Consider the following 20,619-nt stretch of genomic DNA (forward strand, 5'->3'; position numbering starts at 1 on the left):
ATGACAGATAAACACAAGATACCGGCAGCGGCAAGTCAACAACAGATTAAGGATTATAACTAAAAGGATACAAGGTGAGCTCACAGGAGTTCCAGAATCTTATCCTCCCCGCCGGGCAGCACGAGCGGCCTCGAAAGGTGCTTCCGCGCGTCAGGAGGGACTTCGTAGATTTTTCTCTCCAACTCGCGCGGCACTTCAACGAGAACGAGCTTCTTCGGCATCTTGTAGCCGCACCGCTTGCACTTCAAATAATCTCCCTTGCTCTTCATCGTCCCGCCGCAGACGGGACAGCGCGGCTTTTGATACTCCACCTTCGGGACAAGCTTAACCGGGTAGAACTTCTCAAGGTTAAGTGTCAGAACGCCCTCGTGCTCCTTGACCCCACCAGCGGCGATGATTTCATCCCCCGGCAGAAGCTTCCTCACCCAGTTGCGGAACTTCTTGGTCGGCTCGAACGCTGCCACGCGGATTTTTCCTGTCTCGTCCTCAAGCTCGAAGAAGACGTGCCTCCCTCGCTCCCAGTAAGGGCCTGCTACCCTACCTCTTACGACTGCGCTGTCGTAGAGCTTGAGTTCGCCAATTTTCTTTGGGGTGAGGTGGTCGTCGGTGTTCTGGTTCGTCTTGTAGAGCTGGTAGAACGCTACCGGCTCCTCGAACTCAACGCTCTCGAAGACCTGAAGAACCCTGGCCTTGTCAATTCCCCTGATTCCAGCCAAGACCGGGTCTTTTCCGTGGGGAGTGATTAAAACGACCCGTTTGTATGGGTCAACGTTGTCGTAGCTGAAGGGATATGCCCATTTATCCGCCAGAAAGACGCTCTCAGCGTTCACCCGCCTGGGGGTTCCAAAGTTCTCCGGCTCCCGGTAAACGAGAAGCTCGTAGGTAAACTTTTCCAGCGGGTAGCCAATGGCCGCGAGCGAGCCGATAATCCCCCTCCCAAGCTTGAACTTGAAGTACTCCGCTCCTACATTCCTCGCAACTTCCCCGGCTTCCTCAATGGTCACATGCTCGCGAAGGACCCTCAGCGAGAACTCCCTCAACTCCTCCGGAACCTCCCCCTCAAAGAAGACCACTCCTGGGTTGGTGTTTTCGTGTTCAAAATCTGCGAGCTGGTTCACGTAGAAGAGAACCGTGTCCTTGATTAGGGGGATGACTTCTTCCTCCGCCTCGAACGTCATAACAACAGCCCCGTTGCCCCTGGTCTTGTAGGGGATGTTCGGGTTGAGGCGGATGAGTCTCGGTAAATCCAGAGGCTCCGCTATCCGTGAAATCTCGCGGTAGAGTAAGGCACCGAGGTAGGTGGTGCACATGCCGTTGGGTGAGTCCGTGTCGTCGATTCCAATGTGGAGGAGCATGTTTGAAGAAAAGAGGGAGGGTTTAAAAATCAACCGCCGAAGAGCCAGAGCACGGCCTCGGAGAACCTCTTGCCCCAATAGTATTCGTTGTGTTTCCCACCTTCATCGACCACGACCTTGAGGTTCTTCCCCTCCACATAGCCCTTCTCCTCCAGAATTTGGACCATCTTCTCGTTGCTCTCGGCGAAAGCCGCTGGATTGTCCCCCTCATCCGTACCCCAGTCAATGTAAATCTTGGCCGGACCGGAGGGGGCGTTCTTCACAAAGTCGTAGATCTCTGGATTGAACCAGAGGGCAGAGCTCATAGCCCCAACGTAGCGGAAAACGCTGGAGTTCCAGAAACCGGCGTAGAGGGCCATCAGCCCGCCAAGGGAGGAACCCATTATCCCCGTCTCGTTTGGAATCGTCCTGTATTGCCTGTCTATCAGGGGTTTAAGTATTTCCACTATGAACTCAAGGGTCGCGTTTCCGAGGCCCCCCCTCCCGTACTCTTCGTTCACCCAGGGGGCGTACTCGTCGATTCTCTTATCCCCGCCGTTGTCTATCCCAACGACGATTAAAGAGAAGTTCTTCTCGCGATACAGCTTCTCCAGGGCCTCATCAACGCCCCATTCACCGGCGAATGAAGTGGCCTCGTCAAAGAGGTTCTGGCCGTCGAACATGTAGAGGACGGGATAGCGTTTCGTGCCGTTGTTGTAATCCGGGGGCAGGTAAACCCATATCCTCCGCGTTGTGTTGAGCTGCGGGACGAAGATGTCGAAGGTCTTAACGTTCCCTGTTATTGTGTGGGTGCCCCCGGAGGTGCTCTCCACGAAGTCGCGCCAGTTGTAGATGGTGAAGTGCTTGACCCCACCGCTTAGGAAGGCAAAAACCCTGTTCGGCATCTCCCCACCGCTGGGTCCCCTTTCCACGGTTTCCCAGGAGCCGCGGGTGAATTTGAACTGGATGACCTTGCCGTAGGGAAAGGTGAGGTTTATAGCCCACGTGCCGTCGGGAAGAGGCTTCAAGCGGTAGCGCTCATCCCCGGGGTTCCAGCCGTTGAAATCCCCCGCGATGTAAATCGATGAGTTTTTGGGGGTGTACTTCGGAACCGAGACGATAAACGTTACCGTGACCTCTTTGGGGCCAGTCTGCGAGGAAGTGGAGCTGGACGTGGTAGATGTGGGATGAGGCGACGATGTCGCAGTGGAGGGGGAAGCCGAAGTAGTGGAACTGCTGGAATGGGTCGTTGATTGAACGGAAGACGTGCTCAAACTGCTTGAAGAAGACGTCAAATTCTTGCCGTTCCCCTCTCCAATGCACCCGCTTGCAAAGCTCGCCAAGATCATGATGGACACGATGAGCAGCGTGCCAACCTTTGAGAGAATTTTACCATCCATGTTTTCACCCGCCTAAAGTTCGACCTCTAGGTTTTAGAATTTTCCGCAACCGTTTTTAAAGAGGAAGACAACTGGAATCGGTGTAAACAATGGGGAAGGAACTCACCCACGTCGATGAGAAGGGCGTTAAGATGGTTGAGGTGGGCTACAAGGACGTGGTTTTCAGGAAGGCCGTTGCAAAGGGCAGGATAAGACTGAAGCCGGAGACGATAGGGCTTATCAAAGCCGGGAAGACGAAGAAGGGGAACGTCATAGCGGCGGCACAGATAGCCGGCATTCTGGCGGTGAAGAAAACACCGGAGCTCATCCCCCTCTGCCACCCGATACCGCTGACTGGCGTGGACATGACCTTCGAGTTCGGGGAGGACTACATAGAGACCACCTGCGAGGTCAGGGCCTATTACAAGACGGGCGTTGAAATGGAGGCCCTCACCGGTGTCAGCGTTGCCCTGCTCACGATATGGGACATGGTGAAGGCCGTCGAGAAGGACGAGAAGGGTCAGTACCCGTTCACGAGAATAGAGAACATTCACGTCGTCGAAAAGGTGAAAGAAGCGAGATAATAGTCTGTCCGCGTTATTCTGCGCTTTATCCTCATTTATTCTTTCCGCACCCATCGCTCGTTTATTCAAGTTAATCCCCAATTTTGGACACATCTGGGTAGAAAGGATTATAAGTGTGTAAGAGGAGTGCCCACGGTGATGTTAGGGATGTATCAGGTTAAGAAGAGCAAATCGGGTTATATTTTCGATAAACCCCGCGAGAGGATAGCGTTCATGTTCCTCAAGGACGGAACCTACATGATGTACCATGACGAGAAGACCCTATGCTATTCTCCGAGGCCCGTGAACGTATCAACGGAGGAGATAGATAGGTTTGAGAAGACGGAAGAGCCTCCAGAACTCATCAAAAGGATAAAAGCGGGCGAGTACCCAGAGGGGTTCATCGTTAAAAAGCTCCCACCCATCGACGAAGACTTGAAACCCCTGAACCCGTCGAGGAAGTGCGTCATATTATTCACGGGCTTTCAGGACACGGTGATAGACTACGTTGAGTGCGACGGTGAAACGCTCGCGGTGGCGAGGCTCATTGACGAGCCGGATAAGGTCTGCCGCTTCAGGGGCAGGGGAAACTACAAGGTGGCCGCGGTCAAGCTGAAGAGGGGCGAGGAATGCCTGAGGAGAGAGGAGTTCGGAAAAGCCGTGGAAGAGTGCAGGGAGGGCCTTCAAGCCCCACAGTAGCCAAAAAGGTGGTAGTGCAGAAATGACTCAAGGTAATTTAGTGGCAGTCCAATCAGGGAAATCAAAGTGGACAGAAGGAAGTTTCCCCGCGAGACGATTAGCAGGGCCACCCACACGAGAATCCAAAAAGCGATGTAAGCTAGTTTTGGAGATATTAGAGATTTAGGGGCCAGTTCCTTACGGAGCAGGTTTTCAATCCCCCTCCCGTCCTTTATGAGGTATTTCTTTGGCTCAGGCCATCCTCTCCTCTTCAGTCCCTTACCGCCCATGGCAAGAAACGCCTCTCCTCCCGGGAACATGAAGAGGTAAACGTAAGGTTTTCCGCTCGACAGGACGAGGGATTCAACATCAAAGCCAATAGAAGGGGAGGAGACTTCGTAGAAACTAAACCCCCATTCCTTCAGAACCCGGAGGACGCTCTCAGGGCCTTCGTTCTTGAACTTGAAGACCAACCCTCGATACTTAGGTTTGACGACGCGTTCGAGGAACACGATGACCACCCCGAAGGATCGTTTTAAAGTTACTTTTGGGCTTTATAAAATTGATGGTTGGAAAGCGGCAGGTAACTTTTTTAGGCCCCCACCGTTTTTCCCAGCGATGAAGCTCAAGATGAACCCAGAGACCAGGGCAGTTTACAGGGGAATCCGCGATGAAATCAGGAAGAGGTTAGTCCTCCCTGGAAGCGAGTCCATTTTAGACGATTTCAAACCTGTCAAGGATGTGGAGGAGATTCTCAGGCGACAGCGCTACCTCCGTGAGAACCTGCCCAGAGTGGGCCCGGAGCTGGGGAAGGTCCTTGAAAGGGTGAGGCCAATAAAATTCCGCAGGGACTACCTCCACGACAGGGTTCTTATCGTGGAAGAGAGGGAACTCGAAAGGGCCCAGGGCCTTGGGTTGTGCGACGTCGTGACCTCCCCACAGGAGGCGGAGGGCTACCCTCTGGTTCTGAGCACGGTCGGATACGGAATCGACGTCGAACTCACCCCGGCACAGATAGCCCCTGAGCTCTACGTGATGCCCCTCTGGGAAAACAGAGAGACCCTCAGGGCCCTTGCAAAGATAGGTGAATTGACGGGTTCTGAGAGCGTGGCAGGTAGGATACTGGAGCAGCTCGCCCCGCTGGAGGGGGTCATGGGGAGGACGAAACTCCTCGGAGAGCTCGACGAGCTAGTAGCGGAGAAGGAACGTGAGCTGAACGAGAGAATCTCCGAGAGGCTGGAGAGGTTCAGTCTGACGCTCAGCGGAAGGGAGCTCATCCACTTCCTGAACGAGCTCAAGGAGGGAAACTACGAGGGAATATTCAGACACTTCGGCTCCATTGAGGGGGAGATACTCTCGATGGTAACTGAGGCGGAGGAGGAGCTGAGCGAGAGATTGGGGGTTAGAGTAGAACTCTTCTCCCGCGAGGAGCTTTACCCCGTAAGTGTATCCCCCAAGGCTATTGAGACTCTGAGAAACAGCTTGGAAGAGGAGCTTAAAGTTGAGCTCTACCTGAAGAGCCGGGAGGTTCTGGAGAAAATCCGCCCGCTTCTCCAGGGGTTGAGGGAGGAGCTAACCCGCGTCCATGAGCTGGACTTTCTCCAGGCGTTAAAGGGATTTTCCAAGGGATTCACCTTCCCTAAGATATGGGGCGGCGGCATCTCATTCATCAACGGCAAGCACCTCTTTATTGATGACTCCCAGCCGGTGAGCTACACGCTTGGAAGGGTTCCTGAGGAGTTTATTGTTGAAGGAGCCGAAAAACCTGAAGGGGAGCGCGTGGCAATACTGACAGGCGCCAACAGCGGCGGGAAAACGTCGATGCTCGAACTCATAACCCAAATAACGATTCTCGCACACATGGGGCTCCCCGTGCCGGCGGAGAGGGCGTGGGTGGAGCCCCTGGACGAGGTCTTTTTCTTCAGAAGAAAGAGGAGCGTTTACGGGGCTGGGGCCTTCGAAACCGCGCTCCGCTCCTTTGTCAGGGCCCTCAAAGGAAAAGGGCGGAAGCTCATACTAATAGACGAGTTCGAGGCGATAACAGAACCCGGTGCGGCAGTTAAGATAATCGGGGAGCTCCTAAAGGTGGCGCACGAGAAGGGCTTCTACGTCGTCATCGTCTCCCACTTGGGAGAAGATTTAAAAAAGGAGCTCCCCTTCGCGAGGGTGGATGGAATAGAAGCCAAAGGCCTGGACGAGAACCTGAACCTGATTGTCGACAGACAGCCCAAATTTGGAAAACCTGGAAAGAGCACGCCCGAGCTCATAGTGGAGAGCCTCGCCCGGCGGAGAAGGGGGAAGGAGAGAGAAATCTTCGAGAGGATCCTCTCGGCGTTCAGAGGGGAGTGATTACCTGCGCAGTGCTCTGCCCTCCTCGATCTCCCTTCTGAGTGTCTTTGCCTCTTCTTCGGTCTTTCTCACGCGGAAGACCCTCGCTATCCTCTCGATGGCTTCAAGCTTTCTAACTATCCCATCCAACCACGTGAAGACATCGCCAGGGTAGACTATCAGCCCGTAGACCTTCCTGAAGTGCTCCGCTATCTGGGTGGGATGCTTTCCGCTCCTCCTCAGCTCGATTATCATGTTGCTGACACGCTCCATGGCGTACTCAGTGCAGTCCTCCTCGGGGCACATGAAGAACTCCTGGTACATCGTGAAGAGCCTCTCGGCGGCGTTGGGGCTGAGCTCCGGAATCACCCTGTCGAGTTCATCGAGTATCGAGGCGAAGCTCGGTGAGAAGACGTTCGCGCTTAAGCGGCCCCTAACGGCACCCTCAAGCTCCCTCTGGAGAGTTCCGCTGAGGTAGAGGCCCTCAAAGGGAAGGAGCTTAACGGCTATCCATCTAGCTTCCTTCTTTCCGAGGTTCTCCCTGATGAAGGCGGCCTCCTTGGGCAGGAGGAAGCTCATGCTCACAGCTCTCCCGTAGGGCGTGACCTCAACTAACGGCCGCTTCATCCTCACGAAGCTGAACTCCTGGAGTTTCTCAAGGACCTTCTTGGCGTTCTGGTTGGCACCGAGGCATTTAGACTGCACTTCTTCAATGAGGTCGAGCCTGTTGAAGACACAGGAATGGGCCAAAACGTTGTCCTGCTCAAGCTCATCGCTCCACTCGACGATAACCGGCTCAATCGGCGAGGTAAGGAGCTTGAAGGCAACCTCGTCCTCGCTATCCTCCATCTGGGCTGAGTACTTCCTTCCGGGCTCAACTACGAGGTAGACCTTTCCCTTCTCGTGGTAGAGCGGCCTTCCAGCCCTTCCGAGCATCTGGTGGAACTCTCTCACGCTCAGCCACTTGTTGCCCATCGCGAGGCTCTCGAAGATGACCTGAGAAGCAGGGAAGTCGACCCCAGCTCCTAGGGCGGCGGTGGTAACGACGACGTCGAGCATCTGGGCCTGAAACTCCATCTCCGTGAGCTTCCTCTGCCTGTAGGGCAGGCCGGAGTGGTAGGGCTTCGCCTTCAGCCCCTTGCTGGTAAGATAAGCAGCCAGCTCGTGTGTTCTCTTCCTGGAGAAGGTAAACACTATGCTCTGGCCCTTGTAGCCCTGTTGGGACTTCCTGTTCGCCTCGGCGCGGCAGAGCACCGCTATGTGGCGCCACTTCTCGCTCTCGTTCCTAGCGATTATTATGTGCCTCTCCAGATCCACCGGCCTCTCGTCGTAAAGAACGAGTTTAAGGCCCAGTTCCCTAGCCAGCTCTTCGGCGTTGCCTACTGTGGCACTCAACCCCAGGAACTGGGCATTTGGGTAGAGGGTTCTAAGGCGTGCGATGAGACCATCAAGGCGGGGCCCGCGCTCCTCGTCATCGAGGGTGTGTATTTCGTCTATCACTATGGTTCCGACGTTCCCTATCTTCCTGCCCGCGCGGAGAAGGTAGTCTATTCCTTCGTAGGTTCCGACGATTATGTCCGCGTCTATGCCTGTGTCGACGACCACGAGCTCGTCTTTGGTTTTTATCCTGCTCATTCCGACCCTTATCGCCACACGGAGGCCGAGCTTGGAATAGCGCCTCTTGAAGTCCTCGTACTTCTGGTTTGCCAGAGCCACCAGCGGGACGAGGAAGAGCATTTTTCGACCTTTCATCGCCTTCGGAACGCCGGCGAGCTCTCCGATTAAGGTCTTACCGCTCGCGGTTGCCGAAACCACGAGGAGGCTCTCACCGTCGAGGAGACCGTTCTTTATCGCCAAGCTCTGAACTGGAAGGAGTTCGTTCACTCCTTCCCCTTTCAGAACCTCCTTAAACTTCTCCGGAACCGGGAGTTCGTCCACTTTGATTTTTTCAACCTTAACGTGCTTCGCCTTCAGCTCGTCCCATTTGGTTATCTCCGGGTGTCTCGTCGGGTCAAAGCGTGGGTCGAATGCGTAGAGAACTTTATTGAGGTCACGGAACCTCTCCAGGAGCTTCTTCGCCTGGTCGAACATAGCAATGCTCTTGAAGCGGAAACGGAGCTCCCTCTTTAGCTCGTCTTCGGCGCAGCGCTCGCAGATGGATTCGTCGTGGTATTTTATGCGGTTCCCCTCCGTGAGGACGGTTATTCTGCCCTCAAGGAGGCAGAGGCGGCAGAGTTCGGCCTTCTCGACCCGCTTGTTCTGCAGTCTTCTCTTGAAGTAATCCTCCCACTCATCGGCGTTCACAAGGACGATACGGGACTGACGGAGGAGCTTCTCCATCTCCTTCGGGTTCCGGTACTGGCTCCCCTCAAGAACCTTGAAGAGCCTACCCTCGCGCATTATGAAGCGGTATATCGCGTCGGCCTTGAGGTTCTGCATTTGAGAGAGCTTCTCGGGCTCGTTCTCTATGAAGAACGCCTCAAGCTCGTTCTTTTTCCTTCCGGGTCTCACGACGAAGAGCATCCACTCACCCTCCACCCCCTGAAGGTAAGAAAAGCTTATAAACGCACCCCCCAAAGTGGCGTTAGGTCGAAAGGACTCAGGATCATATGGGGTGAGAAAGAATGGCTATTTGGCAGGGAAGATCACTCAAAAAACCCTCGGGCGGCAGAATAGTTTTCGCCCGGAAAAAGAGGAAAAGGGAGCTCGGCAGGGAGCCGGCCAACACCAAGGTCGGTGAGGAAGTCGAGAAGAGGAAGATAATCAGAACCTACGGCGGCAACAGGAAGGTCCGCCTCGTCGAGGCTCTCTACGCCAACGTCTTCGAGAACGGAAAGGGCAAGAAGGTCAAGGTTCTCGACGTTATAGAGAACCCGTCCAACAGGCAGTACGCGAGGAGAAACATAATCACCAGGGGCGCCATCATAGAGACCGAGGCCGGCAAGGCCATCGTCACCAGCAGGCCAGGCCAGGACGGAGTTGTTAACGCCGTCCTCATCAAGGAAGAGAACGCCTGAACTCTCTTCTCCTTTGAATCTCTTTGTCTTTTCTCAATCCTCGCTGGGTAGCTAACGTAAATCACCGTAAAGGGAAAAGTTTACGGTAAATACCCCTCATCGTAAAATTCTGGGGTTTATTGGGGGTTAACGGTTCAGGAGGTAGCGCCTCTGAGAGCCCCTCCCCTCGCTCCTCACAAGGCCAAGCCCTTCAAGTTTCTTGAGCCTCTTAAGAAGGGTGGGCTTTGATACTCCAAGCTCTTCCGAGAGTTCCCCGCTTCTCCGGGGAGCTTCCAGGGCCGAGAGGATTCTTCTGTCAAGCTCATCGAGCAGTCTGCCCGACCACTTGTGGAAGACGACCTCGAACCTGTTTGCCTGGGTTCTGAATTCAACGCTGACAAGGCCGTGTTTCTTGCACTCCTCCCTTATCATCCTCAAACCATAGCCGTACTTTTCGATGTACCCAGCATCGTAGAGGAGGGAGCACAGGTTTGGATTCCTCGGAACGTGCTCAGGGTCGTCCAGGTCAACTCCGGGCATTAAACCTCCGGGATTTCTTATCACCAGCCTGTCCGGGTAAACGAAAACCCTAACGTCCGCGGGGATGGCATAGTTCCTGTGGGCAAACGCGTTTATCAATGCTTCCCTAACCGCCCTTGGAGGATATTCCGGGAGTTTAACTCTCTTCGTTCCCACAACAACCTCATACGTCTTGAACTCCCGTGTGAGGGTGTAGAACATATCATCAACCACGCGCCAGACCGGGCCAGAGAATTCAGCGCTCTTTATCGCCTCATCCCCTTGCATCCATACTATTCTACCGCCGGAGTGGGGTATGAAGTCGGTGGCATCCGTGAAGAAGAGAACCCCCGCGTTCGTCAAGCGTTCTCCCTTCACCGCCTTCGAACTCCTGAGGTATCTCATCCAGTTCTCCCGCGGTATCTTTCTGCCCCTGGCCCTCTCAAGGGCGGAGAAAAACCATTCCACGTATTCATCTTTCATCTCTGAAAGGTCCACCAGGGGGAACTCGTCCCACGTTACAGTCCCCATTTCCGCGGAGAGCATCAGGATTTCCTGGATTGAGAGGGGCCTGATGCTTGAGCCAATTCGTATGTAGGCGACTCCTCCAATGGAGCACAGCGTCTTTGACCTCGGAACCTCCACGACGAGAACGTCCTTATCTCCAACGCTGACCACGCTCGTTTTCACGCTAATTGGTGGGGTTATGTTTTGAAGAGCTGAGGACAGAACCTCTCTCGCCTTTTTGATGTCCACTCCAACAATTTTTCCCTCGTCCGAGACTCCAATAAGGAGGTAACCGCCTTCAGCGTTTGCCATGGCACAGATTTCTCTCGCTATGTTGGGGGTTGCCTTGGCCTTGAACTCGACCCTCTCATTCTCGCCTTCTTTGAGGAGTTCAATAAGGGATTCCACCTTCATGTTTATCGTTAACTATCATGAGCCTAAAAAGTTTACGGCAGATAATTCTTATCGTAAAATTTTGGGGTTTACAAGGGTTAACGATAAAAATAAACAAAAAACGACAAGCCCTTCATTTTATTCTGCGCAGGAGGAGGGGTGCAATGCCAAGAAGGATCACAAGGGCAGGGCCGCATATCGCACTTCCCTGTTTTCCAGCCCCGGTAGAGGCAGCCTGTTCCCCTGTGCTTGATTCCTTGCTGTTTTTCTCTGTAGAAGATGTTGGAGCCGAAGATGTCGAAGAAGTGTCGTAACTCACAGAAACTACAGTAAGCTTTACTGGGAGTTTTCCTCCACTCAGGACGGCATACAGAGTCTTGGCCTCATGTAGAGCAGCCTCTCTTGTGGGGGCACTACCTGTTATCTGCAGATTCCGGATGTTGCCTTCTGCAGGATCGAACGTAAGGGTGTAGGGACCTTAGAGGCCCAGAACCCGCTTGATAAAGAATTTAACGTCTTCGCCTGACTTGGGGGCAAAATAAGAGACAATTATTCCCAGGTTCTCCTTCTTTACAATGCTACTCACATTATTGTAGAGATCCTGGGAAACGCCGGCGAGGACTATGGAATTCTTGTTAAGGCTGACAGCTCTGTTAACGATCTCCTTAGGAGTCTGGTTGGAATACTGAATGACAGTGATGTTAAGGGCCTTCTGAATCCTCTCAAGAAGAGTTGGGGCTTCAGAACCTGCCTGACCGTTGAAAGTATGAACGTCTTGTAGCGCCTGGTGGGTAGAGGGAGAAGTCACTATCAAAGAATCGAGCGGAGGACCGAAGAAGATGTCAACAGGCCACCTACCTTATGGGTGGCGACCTGTTTAAATTTGTCCTGAGCCTTGTCTGAGAGCTGGAAACCCACGTACCCTACAGTCGGGCCCCTCCGAAGGTCTAGACCGTACTGGCCGGAGGGAACGGTAACGTCCGCACCGGTGGCAAACACCGTTCCACCGAACTCGAGGTAGAGGAGACCGCTGTCTGAGATGACGTGCTTTATCAGTTCAACATCCGTTGAATTAACTGGGAATACCCTGATGACAAAGAGAGTTTCACCGGAGCTCGAGTTGATTGTGGTGTTAACTGAAACATTTTCTATTCCAAATGCAAGGAGCCTGCTCTTGATGATGGTTGCAACTTGAGCCTCCATGTTTTTATCTATTGGGTGGAGAGGCTTGGCAACAATCGAAAGCCCCACTGATCCGTTGTCCGCTCCCTGAATCATTGGAGGGACTAACAAAAGCAGCAAAAAAACCGCCGCACCACTCAGGTACACATTACGAGCCATATTATCACCCCAGTGTTATTCCACAACAATTCCAATAGAGCCCTTAATATACTTTCCCTCATGGAAAAGAACAAGAAAAATCGTGGAATGAAGATGGACTCCTGGAACAATGGATAGAAAACAGAATAAAAAGGCAACGAAAGTCAAAGCTTGAGCTCTTCTCTGAAGCGAGCCAGTTGCGTCTCCATCGTCCGCTTGGCCTGCTCCTCAACCATCGGCTTGACGAGTTCTATGACCCGCTCTTTCAACTCGTCGAGCCCTTCTCCGTTGAGGGCCGAAATCCTGAGAGGTTCAAGACCCTTGGAGCGGACGAACTCCTCAACAGCCTTAATCTTCTCCTCGTCGGCTATGTCCACCTTGTTGAGAACCACTATGAACGGGAACTCACCGAACTCACTGTGAATCTCCTCAAAGAGGTGGGTCTGCTCTCCTATGGGATAGCCGCAGTACTCGCTGGGGTCGAAGATGTAGACGATGACATTCCCCAGGTGCTTCAACGCCAAAATCGCCTGTCTCTCAACCTCGTTCCTCTCGCTGAGCGGCCTGTCGAGCAATCCTGGTGTGTCTATGACCTGATACTTGAGGTAGTGCTCCTCGAACTGACCGACGTTTATTCCCTTGGTTGTGAAGGGATAGCTCGCGACCTCTGGCTTTGCGTTGGTGAGGGCCCTGAGGAGGGTGCTCTTGCCCACGTTGGGGTGGCCCGCTATGACAACCGTCGGGAGCTCCAAATCGACAACTGGGAGGTCTTTCAGCACGTTCCTGGCCTGGTTGAGGTACTCCAGGTCTTCCGCGATGCTCTTTATGACGTCCGCAACACGGCCGTAGAACCCCCTCCTGAGCCTCGCCATCTCCACTGGATCCCTGGAGTAGCGGATTTTCTCAACGTAGCGCTGCTCAAGGTTCCGGATGGTTTTTATCGCCCAGTTCACCCTTCCGAGGGAGCGGTGGAACTGGTCGCGATCAACGAGTGTATCAACGAGCTCCTTGTAAAAAGCAGGGAGTTCTGAGACACCGGGGGTTCTGTCGAGGAGCTTGCGGAGGTTGTCCCTTATTACGTTGGAAACGGTCCTAACGCGGAGTTCCTCCTTCTCCCTCGCCTTGGCCCTGGGACCTCCCCTTGGCGTTGAAGCGGAGGCGGCTTTCTCCGCTCTCCTGAAGGCCTTATCGATGAGCTCATCAGCGGTAAGAACCGTTGGCATCTTTTCAAACGGGTTTTTCATTAGAATCACCTCACTGCTCTTGAATCTCTCGCGGAGAAGAGTTTTCAAAGGGGTTTAAAAAGATGCCTGAATAAAAAAACTGGCATCATTCGTTCAGGTCTTTGTTGACCTCGTAGGCAAACCAGATTATTAAGCTCACGAGGGAAAGCAGTATCAGCGTCATTATTTTGCCCGCGATCCCTGAGCTGGTGAAACCCCCTATTATGAACAGGAGGAACAGTATAACCGTCAGGATTCCGAGCTTGCCAAAGAGCCCCTCGTACTTGTTCAAACCCTGGATAATGCCTGTCAGGTTCATAACACCACCTCCGGGTCGTTTCTTGGAACCACTTTGGTGTGAAAATATAAAAAGATATCGTCCATATCGAATTGAGGTTCCAGAAAAGTTTATGTTCAAAAGGGCCTAGTTTGAGCGTGATTGTGATGATGAGACTTATTGACTACATTCCCCCGATAGTCCACGGCGCCATTGGAGCATTGGCTTCTGCCTTTCCGGCGAGCCCTGAAACCCTTGTGGGAAAGGAGTACCTAGTGCCATCATACGTGGGGTTTCTCTTTGCCATACTGTTCTATTTCAGGAAGGAGATAGGCCTCCTGCCAACCAGCGAGCTCCGAAAGGAGCCAATCAGAGAGGGAAGACTTTTCATATACTCACTTATGTTCACAGTCGTCATGGCGTACCCCGTTGGCAGAAGGCTCGGATGGATCGTGGGGGATGAAAAGCTCGACGCTCTGAACGCTGCTATTGGGGCGGTGCTGCTGGGGCTATCTCTCCTCCTTTGGAGAAGGGGAGAGGGCATTAGCAAATCAATTGAAAAGGTGGTATCTGGTTCCGATGATGGGGGGGCGTTGCTACACTCCGTTCTCGTCAGCGTCGCCAACGCAATCTCAATCGTAGGACCTTCCAGAGGGGGGCTGAGCGTTCTTTTCCTCGCCTTAGGGGAGAAGAACGGGGAGAAGGTCTTTAGAGGAAGTTTGATAGCGGGTATCGGCTACTACACGGTGGCGGTTGTTCTAATGGACGGATGGAAGTTCAGTGGAAGCGCCATTCTCCCTGCAATTGCCTCCGCTTCTGCTTTTCTCGTAGGGCTTGTCGCAATTCACGTTATAATCTATCTTGGGAAACTCGGCTGGAAGGGACTGGCCGTGTATGCCCTCATCCCAGTGATAATCTACGCAGTGGAGGTGGTACTGTGAAGGGTGTTGTGCTTGCCGCCGGCAGAGGTGAAAGGCTCCGCCCTCTGACGGATGACAGACCAAAGGTCATTCTGAAGGTAGCGAACAGATCCATAATAGAGTACGTGCTTGAGAACCTAGACCCATTCGTGGACGAATTTATAATCGTAACCAGATACATGGGTAAAAAGCTCATTGAGGCCCTTGGAGACGAGTTCAACGGAAAGCCGATAACCTACGTCGAGCAGCTTCCTGGAGACGGGACGGCCAAGGCCGTAGAGTCTGCGAGGGAGCACGTGGGGGATGAGGACTTCATAGTGGTTAACGGCGACATATACTTTGAGGCTGAAGCGTTGAGGGAGCTTATATCGGCCTTTCGGCGTGAGAGCGCGGACGCTGCCCTCGTAGTTAAGGAGTTCGAGGATTTGAGCCACTTCGGCATGATAGAAGTCGAAGGGAGCCTTGTCAAAGGTGTGAGGGAGAAACCCGGAAAGGTCAGAGGGTACGCGAACCTCGGGATTTACGCGTTCAAACCGGTTGTCTTCGACTTCATAGAAAAGACGGACCTGAGCGACCGCGGAGAGTACGAGATAACCGACACGCTGAACCTGATGATAAAAGACGGAAGGAAGGTCGTCTGCGCGGTTTACGACGGTTACTGGAACGACATCGGAAGGCCCTGGAACCTGCTGGAGCTCAACGAGTACCTCCTCAAGAACAAGCTCAAACACGACGTCAGGGGGACGGTCGAGGAGGGAGCTGTTCTAATTCCCCCCGTGGAGGTCGGAGAGGGGACTGTGATACGAAGCGGAGCGTACATCATCGGGCCCGTCAAAATAGGCAGGAACTCCAACATTGGCCCGAACTGCTTCATAAGACCCTACACGAGTATCGGCAACAACTGCCACGTCGGAAACGCAGTAGAGGTGAAGAACTCCATCATAATGGACCACTCCAACGCACCCCACCTCAACTACGTCGGCGACTCGATAATTGGCGAGAACAGCAACCTTGGAGCTGGAACGATAACCGCCAATCTGAGGCACGACAGGGGCAACGTAAAGGTGGAGATAAAGGGGAAGCTTGAGGATTCGGGGAGGCACAAGCTTGGGGCCATAATCGGACACGGCGTCAAAACGGGAATAAACGTCAGCATCTACCCAGGAAGGAAGATAGGAAGCTACTCCTTCATCGGGCCTGGAGCGGTAGTTGATAAGAACGTCCCTCCCAAGAGCCTGCTGGTTGTCAAGCAGGAGAAGGCCATCCGGGAGGTGCAGTGAGTGGCCGATTGGGTGGCCATCCTCAACTTTTTGTCGAGATGGGCCCTGTTTGCAGCCGTGACGTACAAAGCATATCAAACCAAGGACAAAGGGTGGGCCCTCCTCTCGATAGCGTTTTTTATCGACGCCCTCAACATAGAGAACTACATCCTGACCCCACTTGGGATAAAAATACCCGACTGCGTCTACCCCCTGGCATCCAAGATTTCCGACTTCTACATAGGACTCCTGCTTCCCTGGGGAGCCGCCCATTTAAAGAACGGAAAAACGACCTTCCGGCATGTTATCTACCTCGGAACAATAGTGGTGGTCTCCTACGTCTGGTTGTTCCTTCTTGCGATTAACGCCTTTGGAGACAACTTTGCAGTCAATTCAAGTGTCCCCTCCCTCGTGCTCGGAGGAGCCATGATATACGCTGGCTACGTGCTCTGGAGCAACGTCGTGTCCACTCGCCTCTGGGACAGGCTCTTTCCGACTGGGCTCATCCTTGTAGGTGCCCTAAACCTGACCTATCCCGTGGGGCGGCCGATAGAGTGGTACTCGACAATGGCCTTCTTCCTGGCGGCTCTGGGAAGGCTTTCATCTGCAGTGGGGGCACTGTTCTTTGTGTTCTATCCAATAAAAGAACCGGAATACAGTGCAAAGGTGAAGACGAGACTAATACCCGGCGCTTACATCTTTAGTAGTATGGAAAAAGCCATCAAAAAGCTCGGAAAGGACATCGTGTCGAGCTGTGTTGCGGTCGTCAGGATGGACCCGGAGAAGGCGGCTTCAGCCTTCCACGGTGATTCCGTCGTTTTCTGGGTCACCAAAGCCAAAGACGGCATAATCAGGGAGGAACATCCCCGCATAATTGCAATTGAACCTCAAAAGCTGGGAATCCTCCAGGATTTGATATCAAAGGAGCTGGAGAAGGGGTACAAGAGAGTTTACGTGGACGCGCTGGAGTACCTGAAAAACGAGATGGACTTCAACACCGCAATGAAGTTCCTTCTTGCAGTCAAGGATATAGCAATATCCCACGGGGGGACCATGATTCTGGTGGCAAACCTCAACGCATTCGATGAGAAGGAGAGGAAACTCCTGATAAAGGAGTTTGGAGAAGGAGGCCTCTAAATGCCCATCATTTTCATCTGTGCATTGACTCGCTGAGGAACTCCTTGGCCTCCTCGCTGAACTTTGAAGTCGGGACTTCCTCCCCAAAGCGGTCGTACACCTTGCCGTCCCTGAAGTTGATTTCGAGGATTTCATACCTCTCCTCAGACTTTTCGTGGAGTTTTATGCCGTGACCCTTCAGGTGAAGCTCAAGGCTGTCTATATCGACGTACTTGCCGCACTTCTCGCACTTGTAGAACTGCCAGAAAACATAGTCCTGGCCTATGACGGCGTTTTCCTTGATGTGCTCTATAAGCCTTCCCCCGAGGTAGTCGTAGAAATCCTCCTGAACGAGGGCGTCGCCGTTGCTTGAGATTTTGAAACCGTTCCACACTATGTGATCGTTAACATCGCTCAGTGTTGCGCGGACGTACCTGTATGTCATTATGAAAACGCCGTTGTGAACCGTGAAAACGCCCTTGTCAGGAACTGCGATTATCGTTATGCCGCTCCCGCTCCCTTCATCGGCGAGCTTGATGGCGTGCTCCCTGTTGTCAGCGGCCAGAATTCTAACTTGGAGCCCGCTCTTCTTGTGAACGCCCTCTATGCTCTCATCGCGTATTGACCAGTGATAGTCATCAAGGTAACGGACCTGTGTGTAAACCCTTTTGAGCCGTGGACTCAGACTGTCGTATTCCACCCTCACCACCAATTCTCCCCTCTCCCTCAATCTTAATAAAGTTTAGCGAAAAAGCTTAAAAGAGAGAAGCCGGCGAAACTTTTATTAGCTGCAGGTAGAATTTGAAACGGTGATGAGAATGGCAAAGGACAAGACGACGCTTCCTCCAACCGGTGCCGGTTTGATGCGGTTCTTCGATGAGGACACCAGGGCAATCAAAGTCAGCCCAAAGGGTGTTATAGCACTCACGCTCATCCTAGTCGCGTTTGAGATATTCCTCAACCTGTTCGGCCCAAGCATCTTCGGCTGAGCGCCTTTACTGAATTTTCCTTGAATTTTCAAGGCCGAGTGGGTTGGGTTAGAATTCCTAATAATTGCTTGGTGGGGTGGTGTAAAGCACGAACCAAGGGGGGTGAGTAAGAACCAAACCCCTCTACCCGCTCTTCCTGACCGGTTTCTTTGCGATCCTTGGCTCAACGATGAGCGAGTCTCCAGAGCTCCCACTCTACGCTGAGAGCCTCGGGCCGGGTGGGAGTGGTATAGGCCTTGTGGCGGTGGCATTACCGTGACCGGAATCCTTGTGAACTCCTCCTCCGGCATTCTCACCTACTTCTACGGGAGGAGAAAGCCGATAGTAACCGGAATGGTCATAGTGGGCCTGGTGACCTTCGCTTTCGCATTCTCCAGTTAGCTCTGGACAGTGATAACAGGGGGCAGTAGTTTTCTCAAGGGACAGGTTCGTATAAGCTTCCTGAGGCTCAAACTAGGCTTCCTCTCGTTGGGAATCTTCGGACTGGCCACACTGGGGATATTCCTCGTAAGAACAGGAGAAGTAAATGCCCAAAAGGTAAATTGAATGAAAAAAGCAAAAAAGAATCAGGCGCACCTCTCTTTGTAGTCGCTACCTATCTCTTCCTCCTTCTTTTCGACCGGCTCCTTGACGATTATCCTTGCATCGACGACGACCGCTCCTTCGCCCTCGTTGTAGACGAAGACCGGGTTGAGGTCCATCTCCTTGATGTAGTCCCTGAGGTCGTCGACTAGCTCGCTGACCTTGAGGAGGAGGTTGACGATGGCGTCTATGTCTGCCGGCTCCTCACCGCGGGCACCGGCGAGGATCGGGTAGCTCTTTATCTCCCTGATCATCTTCCTAGCGTCGCGCTCTGTTATCGGGATTATGCGGAAGGTGACGTCCTTGAGGACCTCGACGAAGATTCCGCCGAGACCGAACATGAGTGCGTGGCCGAACTGCGGGTCTTCTGTGACACCTATGATTATCTCCCTGCCAACCTTGAGCATTGGCGCTATCAGAACGCCGAGTATCTCTGCGTCAGGCCGGTACCTCCTCGCGTTCTCGTGGATGACCTCCCACTTTTCCTTGAGCTCCTCTGGGGTCTTTATGTTGAGGAGAACGACCTTCGCGTCACTCTTGTGGAGAATCTGCGGCGACATGAGTTTCATGGCAACCGGGTAGCCTATCTCCTCCGCATAGTGGAGTGCCTCATCAAGGGTCTTCGCCAACTTCTCTTCAGGAACAGGAAGGCCGTATGCCTTCAGGATCTGCTTCGCCTCGTACTCTACCAGAGCCGTTCTTCCGGACTTTAAAACGCTCTCAATAACCTCGAGGGCTTTTTCTTTAGCACTCATAACTCATTCCCCCTCAACCCTATGAAGGTATTCAGCATACTTAACGAGGCCTGCCATGGCGCGAACACCCCTTTCAGGGGTTGGATAAACGGGAACTCCCTTCTCCTCAAGCATCCTCGCATAGTAGTCGGTCTTCTTACCTCCCATTGCGACGGCAACGATCGGCTTGTCGCTCTTCGTTTGGTACTCAGCGAGGATGTCAATTATCTTCTCCTCTTCGAGGAGCGGGACCTGAAAGAGGACTATTATTACTATCGCATCCACGTTCGGGTCGTTCACGAAGCCTTCTATTGCTATTCTGTACCTTTCGGCATCAGTGTCACCGACTACATCCGTCGGATTCTTTGGAACCGCGTGCGGTGGGAAGTTCTCCCTCAGGAACTTTACAGTCTCCTCGCTGAGGTCTGCCATCTTGAGGCCAAACCTGGCAACGGCGTCGCTGGCCATAACTCCGGCTCCACCGCCGTCGGTGATTATACCTATCCTGTTACCCTTTGGAAGCTTGTCTTTAAGAGCCGCAAAGGCCTTAGCGAGGTCGAACATGTGCTCGAAGTCCTCGGCGCGGATTATGCCGGTCTGCTTGAAGACTGCATCATATATCGTGTCCGCTCCGGCGAGCGAGCCGGTGTGGGACGATGCCGCCTTCGCGCCATATTCGGTCCTGCCGCTCTTCAAAGCGATGACTGGCTTGACCTTGGTTATTCTTTTGGCGGCCTCAATGAACTTCCTCCCATCCTTAACGCCTTCAATGTAGAAGGTAACGACATTTATCTCGTCGTCGTGGATGAAGTAGTCCATAAGGTCGGCGTCGTCCACGTCTATCTTGTTGCCGTAGCTGACCATCTTCCCAATGCCTATCTCCTCGCCGGCCGCCCAGTCGAGCATGGCAGCGGCAAAAGCACCACTCTGACTGACGAAGGCTATCGGACCGCTCTTGGGCCTGTCCATCTTGTTCCCGGGCAGGAAGACGGTGTCAACACCGGTATCAGGAACGTAAACGCCGACGCAGTTGGGCCCGATGACCCTTATGCCGTTGGCCCTGGCTATCTCGTAGATTTCCCTCTCCATCTTCTTGCCTTCCTCACCGAGCTCACCGAATCCGCCGGTGATGATTATGACGGCTTTGATGCCCCTCTTCGCGATGTCCCTCATCGTGGCCGGGACGAAGGGCGCGGGTATCGATATGACCGCCAGATCAGTATCACCGGGGAGCTCCTCAACGCTCTTGTAGACCTTGTAGCCCTCTATCTCGTCGAGCTTGGGGTTAACAGGGTATATCTCCCCTTTGTAAATTCCGCGCTCCTTGTTTATCCTGAAGTTCTCAAAAATGACGTTTCCTACCTTACCCTTCTTATTGGTTGCACCGATGATAGCGACCGCCTTCGGGTCGAAGAAGGGCCTCATTTCCTCCACTATCTTTTCCGCCATTGGTCTCCCTCCATCAGAAACTGCTTTTCGGTAAAACTTCAATCTGAATGTAT

At 53.3% G+C, this 20,619-nt stretch carries 21 protein-coding genes; 9 read left to right on the forward strand and 12 right to left on the reverse strand.

All coding sequences use genetic code 11. From position 1 onward, the window contains the following. Positions 1 to 80: 80 nt before the first annotated feature. A complete protein-coding gene (tiaS, locus tag E3E29_RS09755; RefSeq protein ID WP_167910814.1) occupies positions 81 to 1,355 on the reverse strand; it encodes a tRNA(Ile2) 2-agmatinylcytidine synthetase TiaS in 1,275 nt (424 codons plus the stop codon). A 29-nt stretch (positions 1,356 to 1,384) separates the two neighbouring features. Further along, the gene (locus E3E29_RS09760; protein ID WP_206205873.1) at positions 1,385 to 2,734 is read right to left on the reverse strand and encodes an alpha/beta hydrolase-fold protein; all 1,350 of its coding nucleotides are present in this window, start codon (positions 2,732 to 2,734) and stop codon (positions 1,385 to 1,387) included. A gap of 89 nt (positions 2,735 to 2,823) precedes the next feature. Between E3E29_RS09760 and moaC the strand changes: the two genes are divergently transcribed. Continuing rightward, complete coding sequence (gene moaC, locus E3E29_RS09765) at positions 2,824 to 3,297, forward strand: cyclic pyranopterin monophosphate synthase MoaC (RefSeq protein WP_167910815.1); 474 nt, start codon at positions 2,824 to 2,826, stop codon at positions 3,295 to 3,297. A gap of 138 nt (positions 3,298 to 3,435) precedes the next feature. After that, entirely contained in the window at positions 3,436 to 3,975 is a 540-nt protein-coding gene (locus tag E3E29_RS09770; RefSeq protein ID WP_240922849.1) for a hypothetical protein, read from the forward strand. Here the strand turns inward: E3E29_RS09770 and E3E29_RS09775 are convergent. Continuing rightward, positions 3,960 to 4,466 carry a hypothetical protein gene (locus tag E3E29_RS09775; RefSeq protein ID WP_167910816.1) on the reverse strand — a complete coding sequence of 169 codons (507 nt, stop codon included), beginning with the start codon at positions 4,464 to 4,466 and terminating at the stop codon, positions 3,960 to 3,962. The two genes, E3E29_RS09770 and E3E29_RS09775, sit on opposite strands and share 16 nt — an antisense overlap. A gap of 106 nt (positions 4,467 to 4,572) precedes the next feature. On the opposite strand from E3E29_RS09775, the gene E3E29_RS09780 reads away from it, so the two are divergent. Then, the gene (locus tag E3E29_RS09780) at positions 4,573 to 6,303 is read left to right on the forward strand and encodes an endonuclease MutS2 (protein ID WP_167910817.1); all 1,731 of its coding nucleotides are present in this window, start codon (positions 4,573 to 4,575) and stop codon (positions 6,301 to 6,303) included. On the opposite strand, the gene E3E29_RS09785 is transcribed toward E3E29_RS09780, so the two are convergent. Then, on the reverse strand, positions 6,304 to 8,805 hold the full coding sequence (locus E3E29_RS09785; protein ID WP_167910903.1) for a DEAD/DEAH box helicase: 2,502 nt from the start codon (positions 8,803 to 8,805) through the stop codon (positions 6,304 to 6,306). A gap of 101 nt (positions 8,806 to 8,906) precedes the next feature. On the opposite strand from E3E29_RS09785, the gene E3E29_RS09790 reads away from it, so the two are divergent. Further along, entirely contained in the window at positions 8,907 to 9,299 is a 393-nt protein-coding gene (locus tag E3E29_RS09790) for a 30S ribosomal protein S8e (RefSeq protein ID WP_167910818.1), read from the forward strand. Between the two features lie 126 nt (positions 9,300 to 9,425). Here E3E29_RS09790 and E3E29_RS09795 read toward each other — a convergent pair whose 3' ends face one another. The 5 genes from E3E29_RS09795 to E3E29_RS09815 form a co-directional block, all read right to left on the reverse strand. Next, a complete protein-coding gene (locus E3E29_RS09795; RefSeq protein ID WP_167910819.1) occupies positions 9,426 to 10,718 on the reverse strand; it encodes a helix-turn-helix domain-containing protein in 1,293 nt (430 codons plus the stop codon). 457 nt (positions 10,719 to 11,175) lie between these two features. Further along, complete coding sequence (locus E3E29_RS09800) at positions 11,176 to 11,505, reverse strand: hypothetical protein (protein ID WP_206205874.1); 330 nt, start codon at positions 11,503 to 11,505, stop codon at positions 11,176 to 11,178. A gap of 2 nt (positions 11,506 to 11,507) precedes the next feature. Next, entirely contained in the window at positions 11,508 to 12,038 is a 531-nt protein-coding gene (locus E3E29_RS09805; RefSeq protein ID WP_206205875.1) for a hypothetical protein, read from the reverse strand. 143 nt (positions 12,039 to 12,181) lie between these two features. Then, entirely contained in the window at positions 12,182 to 13,261 is a 1,080-nt protein-coding gene (locus E3E29_RS09810; RefSeq protein WP_167910822.1) for an NOG1 family protein, read from the reverse strand. An 85-nt stretch (positions 13,262 to 13,346) separates the two neighbouring features. Further along, complete coding sequence (locus E3E29_RS09815; protein ID WP_167910823.1) at positions 13,347 to 13,559, reverse strand: hypothetical protein; 213 nt, start codon at positions 13,557 to 13,559, stop codon at positions 13,347 to 13,349. Between the two features lie 125 nt (positions 13,560 to 13,684). On the opposite strand from E3E29_RS09815, the gene E3E29_RS11890 reads away from it, so the two are divergent. The 3 genes from E3E29_RS11890 to E3E29_RS09830 are packed head-to-tail and all read left to right on the forward strand — an operon-like array spanning position 13,685 to position 16,833. Next, positions 13,685 to 14,458, forward strand: a complete 774-nt coding sequence (locus tag E3E29_RS11890; RefSeq protein ID WP_342764715.1) for an undecaprenyl-diphosphate phosphatase — start codon at positions 13,685 to 13,687, stop codon at positions 14,456 to 14,458. Beyond that, entirely contained in the window at positions 14,455 to 15,717 is a 1,263-nt protein-coding gene (gene glmU, locus E3E29_RS09825) for a bifunctional sugar-1-phosphate nucleotidylyltransferase/acetyltransferase (protein WP_167910825.1), read from the forward strand. Before E3E29_RS11890 ends, glmU begins: the two co-directional genes overlap by 4 nt. Next, positions 15,718 to 16,833, forward strand: a complete 1,116-nt coding sequence (locus E3E29_RS09830; RefSeq protein ID WP_167910826.1) for a DUF835 domain-containing protein — start codon at positions 15,718 to 15,720, stop codon at positions 16,831 to 16,833. 13 nt (positions 16,834 to 16,846) lie between these two features. Here E3E29_RS09830 and E3E29_RS09835 read toward each other — a convergent pair whose 3' ends face one another. Beyond that, entirely contained in the window at positions 16,847 to 17,512 is a 666-nt protein-coding gene (locus E3E29_RS09835) for a TBP-interacting protein (RefSeq protein ID WP_167910904.1), read from the reverse strand. 118 nt (positions 17,513 to 17,630) lie between these two features. Here E3E29_RS09835 and E3E29_RS09840 point away from each other — a divergent pair, with 118 nt between their 5' ends. Continuing rightward, positions 17,631 to 17,801 (forward strand): preprotein translocase subunit Sec61beta, encoded by a 171-nt coding sequence (locus tag E3E29_RS09840; protein WP_167910905.1) that lies wholly within the window; start codon positions 17,631 to 17,633, stop codon positions 17,799 to 17,801. A gap of 255 nt (positions 17,802 to 18,056) precedes the next feature. Then, positions 18,057 to 18,182: a hypothetical protein gene (locus tag E3E29_RS11975; protein ID WP_277346702.1), complete on the forward strand. Its 126-nt coding sequence runs from the start codon at positions 18,057 to 18,059 to the stop codon at positions 18,180 to 18,182. Positions 18,183 to 18,367: 185 nt separating this feature from the next. Here the strand turns inward: E3E29_RS11975 and E3E29_RS09845 are convergent, their stop codons facing one another. Together E3E29_RS09845 and E3E29_RS09850 are read right to left on the reverse strand one after the other, a co-directional pair. Further along, positions 18,368 to 19,138 (reverse strand): acetate--CoA ligase family protein, encoded by a 771-nt coding sequence (locus E3E29_RS09845; protein ID WP_167910827.1) that lies wholly within the window; start codon positions 19,136 to 19,138, stop codon positions 18,368 to 18,370. A gap of 3 nt (positions 19,139 to 19,141) precedes the next feature. Beyond that, positions 19,142 to 20,566 (reverse strand): acetate--CoA ligase family protein, encoded by a 1,425-nt coding sequence (locus E3E29_RS09850; RefSeq protein WP_167910828.1) that lies wholly within the window; start codon positions 20,564 to 20,566, stop codon positions 19,142 to 19,144. Between the last annotated feature and the right edge of the window lie 53 nt (positions 20,567 to 20,619).

Source organism: Thermococcus sp. Bubb.Bath (assembly GCF_012027595.1).
GTDB lineage: Archaea > Methanobacteriota_B > Thermococci > Thermococcales > Thermococcaceae > Thermococcus.

Excerpts from the sequence above, each read along its gene's own strand:
- tiaS (WP_167910814.1), bottom strand. The coding sequence starts at position 1,355 with ATGCTCCTCCACATTGGAATCGACGACACGGACTCACCCAACGGCATG.
- E3E29_RS09760 (WP_206205873.1), bottom strand. The coding sequence starts at position 2,734 with ATGGATGGTAAAATTCTCTCAAAGGTTGGCACGCTGCTCATCGTGTCC.
- moaC (WP_167910815.1), top strand. The coding sequence starts at position 2,824 with ATGGGGAAGGAACTCACCCACGTCGATGAGAAGGGCGTTAAGATGGTT.
- E3E29_RS09770 (WP_240922849.1), top strand. The coding sequence starts at position 3,436 with ATGTTAGGGATGTATCAGGTTAAGAAGAGCAAATCGGGTTATATTTTC.
- E3E29_RS09780 (WP_167910817.1), top strand. The coding sequence starts at position 4,573 with ATGAAGCTCAAGATGAACCCAGAGACCAGGGCAGTTTACAGGGGAATC.
- E3E29_RS09785 (WP_167910903.1), bottom strand. The coding sequence starts at position 8,805 with ATGCTCTTCGTCGTGAGACCCGGAAGGAAAAAGAACGAGCTTGAGGCG.
- E3E29_RS09790 (WP_167910818.1), top strand. The coding sequence starts at position 8,907 with ATGGCTATTTGGCAGGGAAGATCACTCAAAAAACCCTCGGGCGGCAGA.
- E3E29_RS09795 (WP_167910819.1), bottom strand. The coding sequence starts at position 10,718 with ATGAAGGTGGAATCCCTTATTGAACTCCTCAAAGAAGGCGAGAATGAG.
- E3E29_RS09805 (WP_206205875.1), bottom strand. The coding sequence starts at position 12,038 with ATGGCTCGTAATGTGTACCTGAGTGGTGCGGCGGTTTTTTTGCTGCTT.
- E3E29_RS09810 (WP_167910822.1), bottom strand. The coding sequence starts at position 13,261 with ATGAAAAACCCGTTTGAAAAGATGCCAACGGTTCTTACCGCTGATGAG.
- E3E29_RS09815 (WP_167910823.1), bottom strand. The coding sequence starts at position 13,559 with ATGAACCTGACAGGCATTATCCAGGGTTTGAACAAGTACGAGGGGCTC.
- E3E29_RS11890 (WP_342764715.1), top strand. The coding sequence starts at position 13,685 with ATGATGAGACTTATTGACTACATTCCCCCGATAGTCCACGGCGCCATT.
- E3E29_RS09840 (WP_167910905.1), top strand. The coding sequence starts at position 17,631 with ATGGCAAAGGACAAGACGACGCTTCCTCCAACCGGTGCCGGTTTGATG.
- E3E29_RS09845 (WP_167910827.1), bottom strand. The coding sequence starts at position 19,138 with ATGAGTGCTAAAGAAAAAGCCCTCGAGGTTATTGAGAGCGTTTTAAAG.
- E3E29_RS09850 (WP_167910828.1), bottom strand. The coding sequence starts at position 20,566 with ATGGCGGAAAAGATAGTGGAGGAAATGAGGCCCTTCTTCGACCCGAAG.